Below are 14,040 nucleotides of genomic sequence, written 5' to 3'. Positions count from 1 at the left end.
GGCGTGGGATGGAAGAGATGAGTGGCGGTTCTTCCCCCATCCCCAAGGGTGGTCCCTGCGGTTGGATGCTGTCGCCCCCGATCGTCAACCCGCCGCAAGCGGCCATCCTGGGCATGCACAACATCATCCAGCGTCCTATGGCGATCAATGGCCAAGTGGTCATTCGTCCGATGATGTACCTGGCACTGTCCTACGATCACCGCCTGATCGACGGTAAAGAAGCCGTGTCGTTCCTGGTGACCATCAAGAATCTGCTGGAAGACCCGGCGCGTCTGCTCCTGGACATCTAAAAAGCAGTTGCAGGTCGCAAGCGCCAAGCCACTGCCTCTAGGCAGTGGTTTGGAGCCTATGGCTTGCAGCTTCTAGCTTGCCGCTAAAAGGAACCTTTTATGACTCAGAAATTCGACGTGGTAGTGATTGGTGCGGGCCCAGGTGGTTATGTTGCCGCCATCAAGGCCGCACAGCTTGGTCTGACGACTGCCTGCATCGAGAAGTACACCGACAAGGAGGGCAAGCTGGCCCTCGGCGGTACTTGCCTGAACGTCGGTTGCATTCCTTCCAAGGCTCTGCTGGACAGTTCCTGGAAATTCCACGAGGCCCAGGACGGCTTTGCCATCCACGGTATCAGCCACTCCGGCGTGAGCATGGACGTACCGGCCATGGTCGGCCGCAAGGCCAACATCGTCAAAGGCCTGACCAGCGGTGTCGCCACCCTGTTCAAGGCCAATGGCGTCACTTCGATCCAGGGCCACGGCAAGCTGCTGGCCGGCAAGAAGGTCGAAGTCACCAAGCCTGACGGCTCGGTCGAAGTGATCGAAGCCGAAAACGTGATCCTGGCTCCAGGTTCGCGTCCGATCGACATTCCACCGGCTCCGGTCGACCAGAACGTGATCGTGGATTCCACCGGCGCCCTTGAATTCCAGGCAGTGCCCAAGCGCCTGGGTGTGATCGGCGCTGGCGTCATCGGCCTGGAACTGGGTTCGGTCTGGTCGCGCCTGGGCGCACAAGTGACCGTCCTGGAAGCCCTGGACACCTTCCTGATGGCCGCTGACACCGCGGTTTCCAAGGAAGCGCTGAAGACCCTGACCAAGCAAGGCCTGGACATCAAGCTGGGTGCTCGCGTGACCGGCTCCAAGGTCAATGGCGAAGAAGTCGTGGTGACCTACACCGACGCCAATGGCGAGCAGAACATCACTTTCGACAAGCTGATCGTTGCCGTTGGTCGTCGTCCGGTGACCACTGATCTGCTGGCTGCCGACTGCGGCGTGACCCTGGACGAGCGCGGTTTCGTGCACGTCGACGATCACTGCGCCACCACCGTACCGGGCGTCTACGCCATCGGTGACGTGGTGCGCGGCATGATGCTGGCGCACAAGGCCTCGGAAGAGGGCATCATGGTCGCCGAGCGCATCAAGGGCCATAAGGCTCAGATGAACTACGACCTGATCCCCTCGGTTATCTATACTCACCCGGAAATCGCGTGGGTCGGTAAAACCGAGCAGGCCTTGAAAGCTGAAGGCGTAGAAGTTAACGTCGGCACCTTCCCGTTCGCCGCCAGCGGCCGTGCCATGGCAGCCAACGACACCGGCGGTTTCGTCAAGGTCATCGCCGATGCCAAGACTGATCGCGTATTGGGCGTCCACGTGATTGGCCCAAGCGCTGCGGAACTGGTTCAGCAAGGTGCGATCGGCATGGAATTCGGCACCAGCGCCGAAGACCTGGGCATGATGGTTTTCTCCCATCCGACCCTGTCCGAAGCCCTGCACGAAGCAGCCCTGGCTGTGAATGGCACCGCCATCCACATCGCCAACCGCAAGAAACGCTAAGCAATAATAAGAAACCACGGCGGTTGGCCCGTCGTGAGCCTTGTGCGCAAGACTCACCGCGGAATATCCGCTGGACTCGACCTCTCAGGGTAGCGCCACACACTGGACCGGGGCCCAGGCTCCGGAACCCAGGTGTGGCGCTGGTTTGAGAGTAGCGGTCACAGGTGGTGCGGCACTCATCTGGAGTGCAGCGCCGAATGCGCAGTACCTAACGAAGACGGTAAAAAGCATGAATCTTCACGAGTATCAGGGTAAGCAGCTGTTCGCTGAATACGGCCTGCCAGTATCCAAAGGCTACGCGGTAGACACCCCGGAAGAAGCAGCAGAAGCTTGCGACAAGATTGGCGGCTCCGAGTGGGTTGTCAAAGCCCAGGTTCACGCCGGTGGTCGCGGTAAAGCGGGCGGCGTCAAGCTGGTTCGCAACAAGGAAGACGCCAAGGCATTCGCACAGCAGTGGCTGGGCAAGCGTCTGGTGACCTATCAGACTGACGCCAATGGCCAGCCTGTCACCAAGATCCTGGTTGAATCGTGCACTGATATCGCTAAAGAGCTGTACCTGGGCGCTGTCGTTGACCGTTCCAGCCGTCGCATCGTGTTCATGGCTTCCACCGAAGGTGGCGTGGACATCGAGAAGATCGCTCACGACACTCCAGAAAAAATTCTCAAGGCCACTATCGATCCACTGGTTGGCGCCCAGCCATTCCAGGGTCGCGAGCTGGCATTCCAGCTGGGTCTGGAAGGCAAGCAAGTTGCCCAGTTCGCCAAGATCTTCGTAGGTCTGGCCAAACTGTTCCAGGATCACGATCTGGCCCTGCTGGAAGTGAACCCACTGGTCATCAAGGCCGACGGCGATCTGCACTGCCTGGACGCGAAGATCAACATCGACGCCAACGCCATGTACCGCCAGCCTAAGCTGAAGACCTTCCACGATCCGTCCCAGGACGATCCGCGCGAAGCTCACGCTGCCAAGTTCGAACTGAACTACGTAGCCCTGGACGGCAACATCGGTTGCATGGTCAACGGTGCTGGCCTGGCCATGGGCACCATGGACATCGTCAACCTGCACGGCGGCAAGCCAGCCAACTTCCTCGACGTAGGTGGTGGTGCTACCAAAGAGCGCGTGACCGAAGCCTTCAAGATCATCCTGTCCGACGCCAACGTCGCTGCAGTACTGGTCAACATCTTCGGCGGCATCGTTCGCTGCGACATGATTGCCGAAGGCATCATCGGCGCCGTGAAAGAAGTCGGCGTGAAAATCCCGGTTGTTGTTCGCCTCGAAGGCAACAACGCTGAACTGGGCGCTAAAGTACTGGCAGAAAGCGGCCTGAACATCATCGCTGCTACCAGCCTGACCGACGCTGCTCAACAAGTTGTCAAAGCTGCGGAGGGCAAATAATGAGCGTCCTGATCAATAAAGACACCAAGGTTATCTGCCAAGGTATCACCGGTTCGCAGGGTAGCTTCCACACCCAGCAAGCCATCGAATACGGCACCCAGATGGTCGGTGGCGTAACCCCAGGCAAAGGCGGCACCGAGCACCTGGGCCTGCCGGTGTTCAACACCGTCAAGGACGCTGTAGCTGCCACTGGCGCCACCGCCAGCGTGATCTACGTTCCAGCTCCTTTCTGCAAGGACTCGATCCTGGAAGCGGCTTTCGGCGGCATCAAGCTGATCGTCTGCATCACCGAAGGCATCCCTACCCTGGACATGCTGGACGCTAAAGTTAAGTGCGACGAACTGGGCGTGACCCTGATCGGCCCTAACTGCCCAGGCGTGATCACTCCGGGCGAATGCAAGATCGGCATCATGCCAGGTCACATTCACTTGCCAGGCAAGGTCGGTATCGTTTCCCGTTCCGGCACCCTGACCTATGAAGCCGTCAAGCAGACCACTGACGCCGGTTTCGGCCAGTCCACCTGCGTCGGCATCGGTGGTGACCCGATTCCAGGCTCCAACTTCATCGACATCCTGAAGCTGTTCCAGGAAGACCCGAAGACCGAGGCGATCGTGATGATCGGCGAGATCGGCGGTTCGGCTGAAGAAGAAGCGGCTGCCTACATCAAGGCCAACGTGACCAAGCCGGTTGTTTCCTACATCGCTGGTGTGACTGCTCCTCCGGGCAAGCGCATGGGCCACGCAGGTGCGATCATCTCCGGCGGCAAAGGCACTGCGGACGAGAAGTTCGCTGCCCTGCAAGACGCTGGCGTGAAAACCGTGCGTTCGCTGGCAGACATCGGCAAGGCCCTGGCCGAGCTGACTGGCTGGACTGTCAAGTAAGCCTCTCGCTTAGCTTGCAGCCCTGCTGACAAAGGCCACCTTCGGGTGGCCTTTGTGCTTTCTGCGACCCGCCAGCAGCCCAGGGCCGGAGCTGGAGCGAGGAGGGGATTAATACCCGCGGAAATATAGTTTCAAAAAAGCGACATTTGCGATGTCGCATATAAGAAAATTCGCACCGCGGCGGTGCGTTCGTCTTACAGATTCGTTACGCTAGCTGCCTCTTTGATGTGTTTGCTACCCACAAGGCTGCGGCACGCTAAACGGGTCAGTCCTATACGGATTGACAGCATTTCCCTCACCCCAAAGGGAAATCCCTCTCTAAATTCCGATTCAGTAGTGTGGTATTTCCTTAATGAAAGTGTTGAAAGGCCAGGACATCCTGGCGCTCGGATTCATGACCTTCGCCCTCTTCGTCGGGGCCGGCAACATCATCTTCCCGCCTATCGTCGGCTTGCAGTCCGGACCTAATGTCTGGATGGCGGCGCTGGGCTTCCTGATCACCGCGGTCGGCCTGCCAGTGATCACCGTGGTGGCCCTGGCCAAGGTCGGCGGTGCCATGGACTCCCTGAGCAGCCCCATCGGCAAGGTCGCCGGCGGCCTGTTGGCGGCAGTGAGCTACCTGGCCGTGGGCCCGTTGTTCGCCACCCCGCGCACGGCCACCGTATCCTTCGAAGTAGGCTTGGCCCCGCTGACTGGCGAAAGCCCGCTGGCGCTGGCGCTCTACAGCACCGCCTACTTCCTGCTGGTGTTCTTCATCTCCCTGTACCCGGGACGCCTGCTGGATACCGTCGGGCGTTTCCTGGCCCCGCTGAAGATCATCGCCCTGGCGGTCCTGGGCATTGCAGCCTTCGCCCTGCCGGCAGGTGGCATTGGCCAGGCCACTCCGGAATACGTAGCGGCGCCGTTCTCCCAAGGCTTCATCAATGGCTACCTGACCATGGATACCCTGGGCGCGCTGGTGTTCGGCATCGTCATCGTCAACGCCATCCGTTCCCGTGGGGTGGAGTCGCCGCGGCTGATCACCCGTTATGCGGTGATCGCCGGCCTGATTGCCGGTGTTGGCCTGGCGCTGGTCTACGTCAGCCTGTTCCGCCTGGGCTCTGGTAGCCATGAAGTGGCCGTCGGTGCCACCAACGGCGCGGCAGTGTTGCATGCCTATGTGCAGCACACCTTCGGTTCACTGGGCAGTGGTTTCCTCGCGGTGCTGATCTCCCTGGCGTGCCTGGTGACCGCCGTCGGCCTGACTTGTGCCTGTGCCGAATATTTCAGCCGGGTCTTGCCGCTGTCCTACAAGACCCTGGTAGTGATCCTCGCGGGCTTCTCGCTGGTGGTGTCGAACCTGGGCCTGACCAAGCTGATCGCATTCTCGATCCCGGTGCTGACCGCCATCTATCCGCCATGCATCGTCCTGGTGGCCCTGAGCTTCTGCAAGGACTTCTGGCAGGATCAGCGCCGCATCGTCGGCCCGGTGATGCTGGTATCGTTCATCTTCGGCTTGATCGACGCCATCAAGGGCACCGCGTTTGCCGGTCTCATTCCCAGCCAACTGTCCCACCTGCCGCTGAGCGAGCAGGGCCTGGCCTGGCTGGTGCCTTCGGTGATCGTCCTGGCGCTGGCCGTGGTCTGCGATCGCCTGCTGGGCAAGCCCAGCGAAGCCCTGGCTTGATTTGAGCTGAGCCCGCCGGCCGTCATGAGCGGCCGGCCAGCGCTGATGAAAAATGCCCCGTATCCATCGATACGGGGCATTTTTCATGGGCCTTGCGCGGTGCCTTTTTCTCCGGCGGGGCGTCGAAACAATGCTCCTAGCCTCCGCCAATGCCTACAGGAATTTGCATGTCGTTCATCCAAGCCAACCAGATCCACCTATTGGCCGCCCTCTGGTTCATCGTCTGCTGGGGCGGGTATACCCGCTACGCCACCTGGAAAGGCCGCGACACACCTTGCCTGGCCAGCGTCCTGCACCTGTATCGCGAAGACTGGATGCGCCGCATGCTGTTGCGGGATAACCGCATCGCCGATGCCAGTGTGATCGGTAACCTGGAGCGCAATGCTTCGTTCTTCGCCTCCAGTACCCTGATCATCCTGGCCGGCATCATCACTGTGCTGGGAGCATCGGAGCGCGCGGTCTCGCTGCTGGCGGACATTCCCATGGTCCAGCAGGCATCCCAGGGCATGTCAGAGATCAAGCTGCTGTGCCTGGCGCTGGTGTTCGTCTATGCCTTCTTCACCTTCAGCTGGTGCATGCGCCAGTACAACTTCGCCGCGGTGCTGGTGGGGTCGGCGCCGATGATCGGCGAACGGCATGTGTCCGAACAGGAGCGCAAGGCCTTTGCCTCCCGCGCCGCGCGGGTGATCTCCATGGCGGCCAACCAGTTCAACTTTGGTTTGCGTTCCTATTATTTCGGCATGAGCATGCTGGCCTGGTTCGTCAGTCCCTGGCTATTCATGCTGATGAGTGCGGGGGTGGTGTTTGTCCTGTATCGCCGGGAGTTTCATTCCGACGTACTTGAGGTCATGGTTTATACCCCGACGGAACCCCCTCTGGTCGATAGCGGCAAAGATCCCGTGTGAGCGGTGAGGGCTGAGTGACTTGTTGCCCGGTTAAAAGGAAGTGGTCAATGAGCCGTTCACGTGTCCTGAAGTATTTGTGCTGGTCGTTCTTGCTGTTGTCGGGCTGCCGGATGCAAACCCTGTATCTCAATGGTGAAGCGCGGGGCCGGGTGGTGGATGCATTGAGCGGCCTGCCGATCGCCGGTGCCAGGGGCACCTTGTGTGGCGGGGAGTTCCTCACCGCTGAGGACGGCAGTTTCCAGCTTGATCCGGCAATGGATTGGGAATGGGTGATGCTGCTGGCCGGTCGCTCGCCACGGGACACCCCGCACCCTTGCCCCATGCGTATTGCCGCGGCGGATTACCAGACTCGCCAATGGGTGGCGCCCTTTACCGCCAACTATGACTTTCCCATCAGCTTGTTGCCTGCTTCCAGTGCCTTGCGCTATGCGCTGCCTGCGGCGCAGAACCCTTCCATGGCGTCCAGTGTGCTGCAAGCCGAACCGCGCCCGGATGAAGTGTTCCAGAGCCCAGGCTCCTGAGCCGCGCTGCTTAGTTGCTTAACCGGTAACTAAGCAGCGTTGTATTGGCGCTGTTTGCGCACAGAACAAAGCCCGCACTTGGCGGGCTTTGTTCTGTGTTGCGCTAAGACCGAATTAGTTGGTCTTGGGGGCTGCTTCCTTGGCGCTTTCTTCAACAGCGGCCTTGTTGGATTCAGCCTGATCTTTGGCTGCTTCGGCGTTTTCTTTCGCCGCTTCGTTCACTTTATCCTGAGCTTCGTTCATTTTCTGTTGAGCTTGCTCAGCGTGTTGATTGGCATCTTGAGCTTTGTCCTCGGATTTCTTGTCGCAGGCAGCCAGACCGAGGGAAGCGGTCAGCATCAGGGCAATAGCTAAAGTCTTACGCATGGGGTGTTTCTCCTGAGTGAAGATATCTACTGGCCGTTCGATCATGACCTTGTGAGTTAAGTTCCTTGGCTGCGCAGATATATTAAAGATTGATGTCACGGAACTTTTTTCAGAGTTGTCGAGCGCACATTCCTGATAATAACTAGAGGCATTCGCCATGGTGCAAGATCTTATTTTCGAACGAGCGCAACGCTTTATTTCCGCATTGCGCCATTGCCAAGTACTGGGTATCGGCGTCCATAGCGCCTCCCCCGAGGGGCTGACCCTGACCTTGCCCTATAGCCCGCAAATCGTTGGCGACCCCCAGAGCGGGGTCATCCATGGCGGGGCCTTGACCACGCTGATGGACACCGCCTGCGGCCTGGCCACCCTTTGTGTACTGCCGGAGTTCGAGGTGTGTCCGACCCTGGACCTACGCATAGACTATATGCACCCGGCGCAACCGCATCAGGCCGTGCACGGGTTTGCCCAGTGTTACAGGGTCACCACCGATGTGATCTTCACCCGCGGTTTTGCCTACCAGGACGATCCCGAGCATCCGCTGGCCCATGTGGTAGGAACTTTCATGCGCATGGGCAAGGGCTTGCCGGGTGCCTCCGCTGCCAGGAAGGGGGAGCGGCCATGAGCGAGGATCTCAAGACCCTGCTGGAGCAGGCCCACCGCCAGGGCGATTACGCAGCTTTGCTGCAGCGCATTCCCTACGCCGCGTTGATCGGTATCGAGTGCTCGCGCCTGGGCGATGAGCTGCTGTTTCGCCTGCCGGCCAACAAGGACAACATCGGCAATCCCTTGTTGCCGGCGCTGCATGGCGGGGTAATCGCCGGTTTCATGGAATTGGCGGCAGCCCTGCACTTGTTGATCTTCACCGGTTCTCCCGAGGTGCCGAAGATCATCGACTTTTCCCTGGACTACCTGAGCGCCGGGCGCTTTCGCGACACCTTCGCCCGTTGCCAGGTATGCCGCCAGGGGCGGCGGGTGGCCAATGTCGCGATTACGGCGTGGCAGAGCACTGCCGACGAGCCGATCGCCACCGCTCGTGCACATTTCAAGATCCAGGATCGGACCGGCTCTTGAAATCTGCCGAGTGATCCCCACTTTCATGTCATCCCGCCGCTCACCGCTCCCGGAGTGCGGCCAATGCCATCTGATTGGAGTTTGATGACCATGAGTGTGGAAACTCAAAAGGAAACCCTGGGCTTCCAGACCGAGGTGAAGCAACTGCTGCACCTCATGATCCATTCGTTGTATTCCAACAAGGAAATCTTCCTGCGCGAGCTCATCTCGAACGCCTCCGACGCGGTCGACAAGTTGCGTTTTGAAGCCCTGTCCAAGCCCGAGTTGCTGGAAGGTGGCGCCGAACTGAAAATCCGCGTGAGCTTCGACAAGGACGCCAAGACCGTCACTCTCGAAGACAACGGCATCGGCATGAGCCGTGACGATGTGATCACCCACCTGGGTACGATCGCCAAGTCCGGCACCGCCGATTTCATGAAGAACCTCACCGGCGACCAGAAGAAGGATTCGCACCTGATCGGCCAGTTCGGCGTCGGGTTCTATTCCGCGTTCATCGTCGCCGACCAGGTCGACGTGTTCAGCCGCCGTGCCGGCCTCGCTGCCAGCGAAGGCGTGCACTGGTCCTCCAAGGGTGAAGGCGAGTTCGAAGTCGCCACCATCGACAAGGTCGAGCGCGGCACCCGCATCGTCCTGCACCTGAAGTCCGGCGAAGACGAATTCGCCGACGGCTGGCGCCTGCGCAACATCATCAAGAAGTACTCCGACCACATCGCCCTGCCAATCGAACTGCCCAAGGAAGCCGCGGCTGCCGAAGGCGAAGAGCAGCCGGCGCTGGAGTGGGAAACCGTCAACCGTGCCAGCGCCCTGTGGACCCGTCCGCGTACCGAGATCAAGGACGAGGAATACCAGGAGTTCTACAAGCACATCGCCCACGATTTCGAGAACCCGCTGAGCTGGAGCCACAACAAGGTCGAAGGCAAGCTGGAATACAGCTCGCTGCTCTACGTACCGGCCCGCGCGCCGTTCGACCTATACCAGCGCGAAGCGCCGAAAGGCCTGAAGCTGTACGTGCAGCGCGTGTTCGTGATGGACCAGGCCGAGTCGTTCCTGCCGCTGTACCTGCGCTTCATCAAGGGCGTGGTGGACTCCAACGACCTGTCGCTGAACGTGTCGCGGGAAATCCTGCAGAAAGACCCGATCATCGATTCCATGAAGTCGGCGCTGACCAAGCGCGTGCTGGACATGCTGGAAAAACTGGCGAAGAACGAGCCTGAGCAATACAAGGGCTTCTGGAAGAACTTCGGCCAGGTGATGAAGGAAGGCCCGGCCGAAGACTTCGCCAACAAGGAAAAGATCGCCGGCCTGCTGCGCTTCGCTTCCACCCAGGGCGACGACGGCGAGCAGAATGTTGCCTTGGCCGAGTACCTGGCGCGTGCCAAGGAAGGCCAGGACAAGATCTACTTCCTCACCGGCGAATCCTACGCCCAGGTCAAGAACAGCCCGCACCTGGAAGTCTTCCGCAAGAAAGGCATCGAAGTGCTGCTGCTCACCGACCGGATCGACGAGTGGCTGATGAGCTACCTCAACGAGTTCGACGGCAAGAGCTTTGTCGACGTGGCGCGTGGTGACCTGGACCTGGGCAACCTGGACTCCGAAGAAGACAAGAAGGCCGCCGAGGAAGTCGCCAAGAGCAAGGAAGGCCTGGTGGAGCGGATCAAGACCGCCCTGGGCGAGAGCGTCAGCGAAGTGCGGGTTTCCCACCGCCTGACCGATTCGCCGGCGATCCTGGCGATCGGCGAGCAGGACCTGGGCCTGCAGATGCGCCAGATCCTCGAGGCGAGCGGGCAGAAGGTGCCGGACTCCAAGCCGATCTTCGAATTCAACCCAAGCCACCCGTTGATCGAGAAACTCGACGGTGAGCAGAGCGAAGAGCGTTTTGGCGACCTGTCGCACATCCTCTTCGACCAGGCGGCGCTGGCGGCCGGTGATAGCTTGAAAGACCCGGCGGCTTATGTCCGCCGGTTGAACAAGCTCCTGGTCGAGCTGTCGGTTTAAGCAAGTAGCAGGAAAAACCCGCCCTAACGGCGGGTTTTTTCATTCTGGTGTCCCTTTACTGGAGGAGCTGAATCATGAGTCAAATCACTGTGCGTTCCGTGGTGTATCAGATCGATGGGCAACCCTATGAAGGGCGCCTGGCCTTCGATGCCGCCCACAAGGGCGCTCGCCCGGGCCTGCTGATGGCGCCGAACTGGATGGGGGTTACCGCCGGCGCGGAGAAGATCGCCGAGGCTGTCGCTGCCAAGGGTTATGTGGTGCTGGTCGCCGATCTCTACGGGCAGGCGCTGAGGCCTCGTGACTTCAACGAAGCGGGGGCGGCGATGACCCCGTTGAAGGATGACCGGGCGCTGCTGCGCCAGCGCATGCAGGCCTCGTTCGCGGCCTTGCAGGCTCAGGGGGAGGCGGCAGTCGACACCTCGAAGCTGGCGACCTTCGGTTTCTGCTTCGGTGGCTGCTGTGCCCTGGAGCTGGCCCGTAGCGGCGCGCCGGTGAAGGCGGCAGTGTCTTTCCACGGCACCCTGGACACTCCCGAGCCCGCCGATGCGCGCAATATCAAGGGCGCTGTGTTGGTGCTGCATGGGGCGGCCGATCCGTTCGTGGCCAAGGAGCAACTGCCGGCTTTCGAGGCGGAGATGGATGCCGCCGGGGTGGACTGGCAACTGGTGAGCTACGGTGGCGCGGTGCATTCCTTCACCGATACCCATGCCAATGTGCCGGGCAAGATGATGTACGACGCCAAGATCTCCAGCCGGGCCTTCGCCACCATGCATCACCTGCTCGAAGAAGTGTTCCAGGGCTGACAGCCGTCCTGCGCCCGCCGCGACCCGTCCATCGGCCGTGGCGGGCAGGGGGCTCAGCGTTTGCCAGGTGGCAGCTCGATCCGCTCGCTTTCTCCCGGGACCTGCGGCCAGTCCCCGGCCGCCCAGCGTCGGCGGGCCTCGTCGATCAGGGCCGGATCGCTGGCGACGAAGTTCCAGTTGATGCGGCGTGGCCCATCCAGGGGCGCGCCACCGATCAACACCGCATGGCAATCGCTTTCGGCGAACAGGGTCGCGGTTTCGCCTTCCGGCAGGATCACCAGCGCATTCAGCTCCACCGGCTGGCCATCCAGCTGGGCCTCGCCTGCCAGCACGTACAGTGCCCGTTCCTGATGCTCGGTAGGAATCAGCAGGCTGGTGGCGGTTTGCAGCTGCAGTTCGGCGTACAGGGTCGGTGACAGTACCGGCACTGGCGACTCCAGGCAGAAGCCATGGCCGGCGATCATGCGGATGCTCACGCCGAGGTTGTCGTTCACCGGCAGGCTGGCGGCGGGGTGATGGCTATAGTGCCCCGGCCCCTGTTCCTGCTCCCGGGGTGAAGCCAGCCATACCTGCAGCCCATGCATGCGCCGCTCCCGGTCCAGTTGCGCCGGTGGCGTGCGCTCGACGTGGGCGATGGCGCTGCCGGCGGTCATCCAGCTGACGTCCCCGGCCTCCACGACCTGATCCGAGCCCAGGCTATCCTTGTGCTGGATCTGCCCGCTGAACAAGTAGGTCAGGGTGGACAGGCCGATATGCGGATGCTGGCGGATGTTCATGCCCTGGCCCGCCGGATAGGTGGTTTCCAGCATGTGGTCGAAGAACACGAAAGGCCCGACGCTGCGGCATTGCGCCGAGGGCAGGGGGCGGAGGATGGGCTGGCCTTCGACGTCCTCGGCACGGGGACGGATCACGAGGGGGAAATTCATGGCGGGCTCCAGGCTGGTCGGGTTATGCCCGGGAGCATAACCCGCTTGCCCGAGCCACGCGCTACTGGCTGAAGGCGCCTTCGGAGAGGTGGGTCTCGATGCTCACTTCGCTGGTGGTCATCAGCTTGTGGATCGGGCAGCGATCGGCCACTCGATGCAGTTCTTCGCGCTGGGCATCGGTGAGCACGCCCTTGAGGGTCAGCTTTACGTGCAGGGCGTACTTGCCCTTGGGTTCCTCGCTGTTGTCATGCTTGATCTCCACCGTGACGCCGGTGAGCGGGATGTTCTTTTTCTGCGCATAGAGCTTGAGGGTCAGGGCCTTGCAGGCCCCCAGCGCGGCGTCGAAGTAATCATGGGGCTCGGGAGCGGTGCCTTCGCCACCTGCGGATTTGGGCAGGTCGGTGAAGAAGTGGTGGTCGTCCACCTGGATGCTGTGGCGGTAACCTTCGCTGGACTCGGTGTTGACGGTGATGGTCATGGCAAACCTCAGGCAGTGATTGATGGAATCAGGCATTAAAGGTGCTGAAGTTATAGAGCATCGCACGACTCGAGTGTTCCCCATTTGCTGAACCTGCGACCTGGCGCCACGGTCTATCCTGCTTCGATCCTCGGGAGTCAGGGCGGTGCACTGGAGCCATTTTCACGCAAGCTGTCTGTCTGTTCTGCTGATGCTGCCCCTGGCCGCGGCCCACGCACGGGACTACATCTACAGCGATGCGCACCTGCACTATGTCGATTTCTTCCAGGAAACCCAGGGCATGCAGGCCTTGCTCGAGGCCATGGACGACAACCGGATCGAGCAGGCGATGATCTCCGGGATCCCAGTGGCCAAGAAATGGCACGAGGACGAACCCAAGCGCCCGCGCTACTACGCCGGGGATGACGCCGGTGCCTACTGGTACAGCGCCACCGATGTGCTGGTGGCCGCCGCGGTCAAGCAACTACCGGTCGAGCAAAGCCGGCGCCTGCATCCGTTCCTTTCGGGGTTCAATCCCAACGACAAGAATTCCGCCGCCCATATCCAGCGCATGCTCGATCTCGATCCAGGGTTGTGGCAGGGCATCGGCGAAGTCTTCACGCGCCATGATGATCTCACCGCGCTGATCGATGGCGATACGCCACGGGCCAACAACGAGGCCATGGCCAAGGTCTATCGCCTGGCGGCGGAGCATGATCTGCCTGTGCTGCTGCATTCGAACATCACGTCCAAGCGCGAGCGCAATCCCCTGTACCTGGCAGAGATCGAGGAGGCCTTGGGCCAACATCCGCAAACCCGGTTCATCTGGGCCCACGCCGGCACCAGCGCGGAAATCCATCGTCACCAGGAGCGCCTCAAGTTCCTGCTGCCGACCCTGGAGCGGTTGCTGGAGCGCTACCCCAACCTCTACATAGACCTGTCCTGGAGCCTGCTCACTCCCTATCTGCTGGACGAGCAGGGTACCCCGCGCCGGGAATGGCTGCGCTTGGTGGAGCGCTTTGCGGAGCGCTTCATGCTGGGTTCGGATATGGTCGGGCGTTTCGACAAGCTGGGGCGGGAGCTGCACGGCTTTGATGGGTTCCTCGATGCCCTGCCGGCCGAGGTGGCCCGCAAGGTGGCCCATGACAATTTCCTGGCCGTGCTCCCGGCTTCCCGCTGAGCCACTGTCCAGGCTGATTGTCATCAGCCTGTCACCCTTTATTC

At 61.0% G+C, this 14,040-nt stretch carries 15 protein-coding genes; 12 read left to right on the top strand and 3 right to left on the bottom strand.

Translation table 11 applies throughout. From position 1 onward, the window contains the following. From ACK6AU_RS19605 to ACK6AU_RS19575, 7 genes are all read left to right on the top strand, one after another. A partial coding sequence (locus ACK6AU_RS19605; RefSeq protein ID WP_409300817.1) for a 2-oxo acid dehydrogenase subunit E2 occupies positions 1-290 on the top strand: 290 nt, incomplete at its 5' end. Between the two features lie 99 nt (positions 291-389). Then, positions 390-1,826, top strand: coding sequence for a dihydrolipoyl dehydrogenase (gene lpdA / locus ACK6AU_RS19600; protein WP_085597244.1), 1,437 nt, complete (start codon positions 390-392; stop codon positions 1,824-1,826). A 229-nt stretch (positions 1,827-2,055) separates the two neighbouring features. Then, entirely contained in the window at positions 2,056-3,222 is a 1,167-nt protein-coding gene (sucC, locus tag ACK6AU_RS19595) for an ADP-forming succinate--CoA ligase subunit beta (protein ID WP_022643107.1), read from the top strand. Then, positions 3,222-4,103, top strand: coding sequence for a succinate--CoA ligase subunit alpha (sucD, locus tag ACK6AU_RS19590; RefSeq protein WP_022643108.1), 882 nt, complete (start codon positions 3,222-3,224; stop codon positions 4,101-4,103). The genes sucC and sucD overlap by 1 nt, the downstream gene beginning before the upstream one ends. Positions 4,104-4,455: 352 nt before the next feature. Then, entirely contained in the window at positions 4,456-5,769 is a 1,314-nt protein-coding gene (gene brnQ, locus ACK6AU_RS19585) for a branched-chain amino acid transport system II carrier protein (protein ID WP_185700665.1), read from the top strand. Positions 5,770-5,936: 167 nt separating this feature from the next. Continuing rightward, complete coding sequence (locus ACK6AU_RS19580) at positions 5,937-6,674, top strand: DUF599 domain-containing protein (protein ID WP_185700664.1); 738 nt, start codon at positions 5,937-5,939, stop codon at positions 6,672-6,674. A gap of 47 nt (positions 6,675-6,721) precedes the next feature. Next, positions 6,722-7,195: a hypothetical protein gene (locus ACK6AU_RS19575; protein WP_409300814.1), complete on the top strand. Its 474-nt coding sequence runs from the start codon at positions 6,722-6,724 to the stop codon at positions 7,193-7,195. A gap of 114 nt (positions 7,196-7,309) precedes the next feature. On the opposite strand, the gene ACK6AU_RS19570 is transcribed toward ACK6AU_RS19575, so the two are convergent. Beyond that, on the bottom strand, positions 7,310-7,561 hold the full coding sequence (locus ACK6AU_RS19570) for a hypothetical protein (RefSeq protein WP_185700662.1): 252 nt from the start codon (positions 7,559-7,561) through the stop codon (positions 7,310-7,312). A gap of 157 nt (positions 7,562-7,718) precedes the next feature. On the opposite strand from ACK6AU_RS19570, the gene ACK6AU_RS19565 reads away from it, so the two are divergent. From ACK6AU_RS19565 to ACK6AU_RS19550, 4 genes are all read left to right on the top strand, one after another. After that, positions 7,719-8,186 carry a PaaI family thioesterase gene (locus ACK6AU_RS19565; RefSeq protein ID WP_185700661.1) on the top strand — a complete coding sequence of 156 codons (468 nt, stop codon included), beginning with the start codon at positions 7,719-7,721 and terminating at the stop codon, positions 8,184-8,186. Further along, positions 8,183-8,635: a PaaI family thioesterase gene (locus tag ACK6AU_RS19560; RefSeq protein WP_409300811.1), complete on the top strand. Its 453-nt coding sequence runs from the start codon at positions 8,183-8,185 to the stop codon at positions 8,633-8,635. The genes ACK6AU_RS19565 and ACK6AU_RS19560 overlap by 4 nt, the downstream gene beginning before the upstream one ends. Positions 8,636-8,725: 90 nt before the next feature. Then, entirely contained in the window at positions 8,726-10,630 is a 1,905-nt protein-coding gene (gene htpG / locus ACK6AU_RS19555) for a molecular chaperone HtpG (RefSeq protein ID WP_409300809.1), read from the top strand. A 74-nt stretch (positions 10,631-10,704) separates the two neighbouring features. Further along, a complete protein-coding gene (locus tag ACK6AU_RS19550) occupies positions 10,705-11,433 on the top strand; it encodes a dienelactone hydrolase family protein (protein WP_409300807.1) in 729 nt (242 codons plus the stop codon). Between the two features lie 53 nt (positions 11,434-11,486). On the opposite strand, the gene ACK6AU_RS19545 is transcribed toward ACK6AU_RS19550, so the two are convergent. Beyond that, complete coding sequence (locus tag ACK6AU_RS19545; protein ID WP_409300805.1) at positions 11,487-12,359, bottom strand: pirin family protein; 873 nt, start codon at positions 12,357-12,359, stop codon at positions 11,487-11,489. 61 nt (positions 12,360-12,420) lie between these two features. Next, complete coding sequence (locus ACK6AU_RS19540) at positions 12,421-12,837, bottom strand: OsmC family protein (protein WP_185700656.1); 417 nt, start codon at positions 12,835-12,837, stop codon at positions 12,421-12,423. A 190-nt stretch (positions 12,838-13,027) separates the two neighbouring features. Here ACK6AU_RS19540 and ACK6AU_RS19535 point away from each other — a divergent pair, with 190 nt between their 5' ends. Beyond that, positions 13,028-13,996 carry an amidohydrolase family protein gene (locus ACK6AU_RS19535; protein ID WP_409300803.1) on the top strand — a complete coding sequence of 323 codons (969 nt, stop codon included), beginning with the start codon at positions 13,028-13,030 and terminating at the stop codon, positions 13,994-13,996. Positions 13,997-14,040: the final 44 nt, after the last annotated feature.

This window comes from Pseudomonas sp. KCJK8993 (assembly GCF_046230915.1).
Classification (GTDB): Bacteria; Pseudomonadota; Gammaproteobacteria; order Pseudomonadales; family Pseudomonadaceae; genus Aquipseudomonas; species Aquipseudomonas piscis.
Note: the sequence above shows the minus strand (reverse complement) of the source record. Positions and strands in the feature narration are given on the sequence as shown.

Bases quoted from the DNA above. Each gene is read 5' to 3' on its own strand.
- lpdA (WP_085597244.1), top strand. From the start codon at position 390: ATGACTCAGAAATTCGACGTGGTAGTGATTGGTGCGGGCCCAGGTGGT.
- ACK6AU_RS19565 (WP_185700661.1), top strand. From the start codon at position 7,719: ATGGTGCAAGATCTTATTTTCGAACGAGCGCAACGCTTTATTTCCGCA.
- brnQ (WP_185700665.1), top strand. From the start codon at position 4,456: ATGAAAGTGTTGAAAGGCCAGGACATCCTGGCGCTCGGATTCATGACC.
- ACK6AU_RS19545 (WP_409300805.1), bottom strand. From the start codon at position 12,359: ATGAATTTCCCCCTCGTGATCCGTCCCCGTGCCGAGGACGTCGAAGGC.
- ACK6AU_RS19535 (WP_409300803.1), top strand. From the start codon at position 13,028: ATGCTGCCCCTGGCCGCGGCCCACGCACGGGACTACATCTACAGCGAT.
- ACK6AU_RS19575 (WP_409300814.1), top strand. From the start codon at position 6,722: ATGAGCCGTTCACGTGTCCTGAAGTATTTGTGCTGGTCGTTCTTGCTG.
- ACK6AU_RS19540 (WP_185700656.1), bottom strand. From the start codon at position 12,837: ATGACCATCACCGTCAACACCGAGTCCAGCGAAGGTTACCGCCACAGC.
- htpG (WP_409300809.1), top strand. From the start codon at position 8,726: ATGAGTGTGGAAACTCAAAAGGAAACCCTGGGCTTCCAGACCGAGGTG.
- ACK6AU_RS19570 (WP_185700662.1), bottom strand. From the start codon at position 7,561: ATGCGTAAGACTTTAGCTATTGCCCTGATGCTGACCGCTTCCCTCGGT.
- sucC (WP_022643107.1), top strand. From the start codon at position 2,056: ATGAATCTTCACGAGTATCAGGGTAAGCAGCTGTTCGCTGAATACGGC.
- ACK6AU_RS19560 (WP_409300811.1), top strand. From the start codon at position 8,183: ATGAGCGAGGATCTCAAGACCCTGCTGGAGCAGGCCCACCGCCAGGGC.
- ACK6AU_RS19580 (WP_185700664.1), top strand. From the start codon at position 5,937: ATGTCGTTCATCCAAGCCAACCAGATCCACCTATTGGCCGCCCTCTGG.
- ACK6AU_RS19550 (WP_409300807.1), top strand. From the start codon at position 10,705: ATGAGTCAAATCACTGTGCGTTCCGTGGTGTATCAGATCGATGGGCAA.
- sucD (WP_022643108.1), top strand. From the start codon at position 3,222: ATGAGCGTCCTGATCAATAAAGACACCAAGGTTATCTGCCAAGGTATC.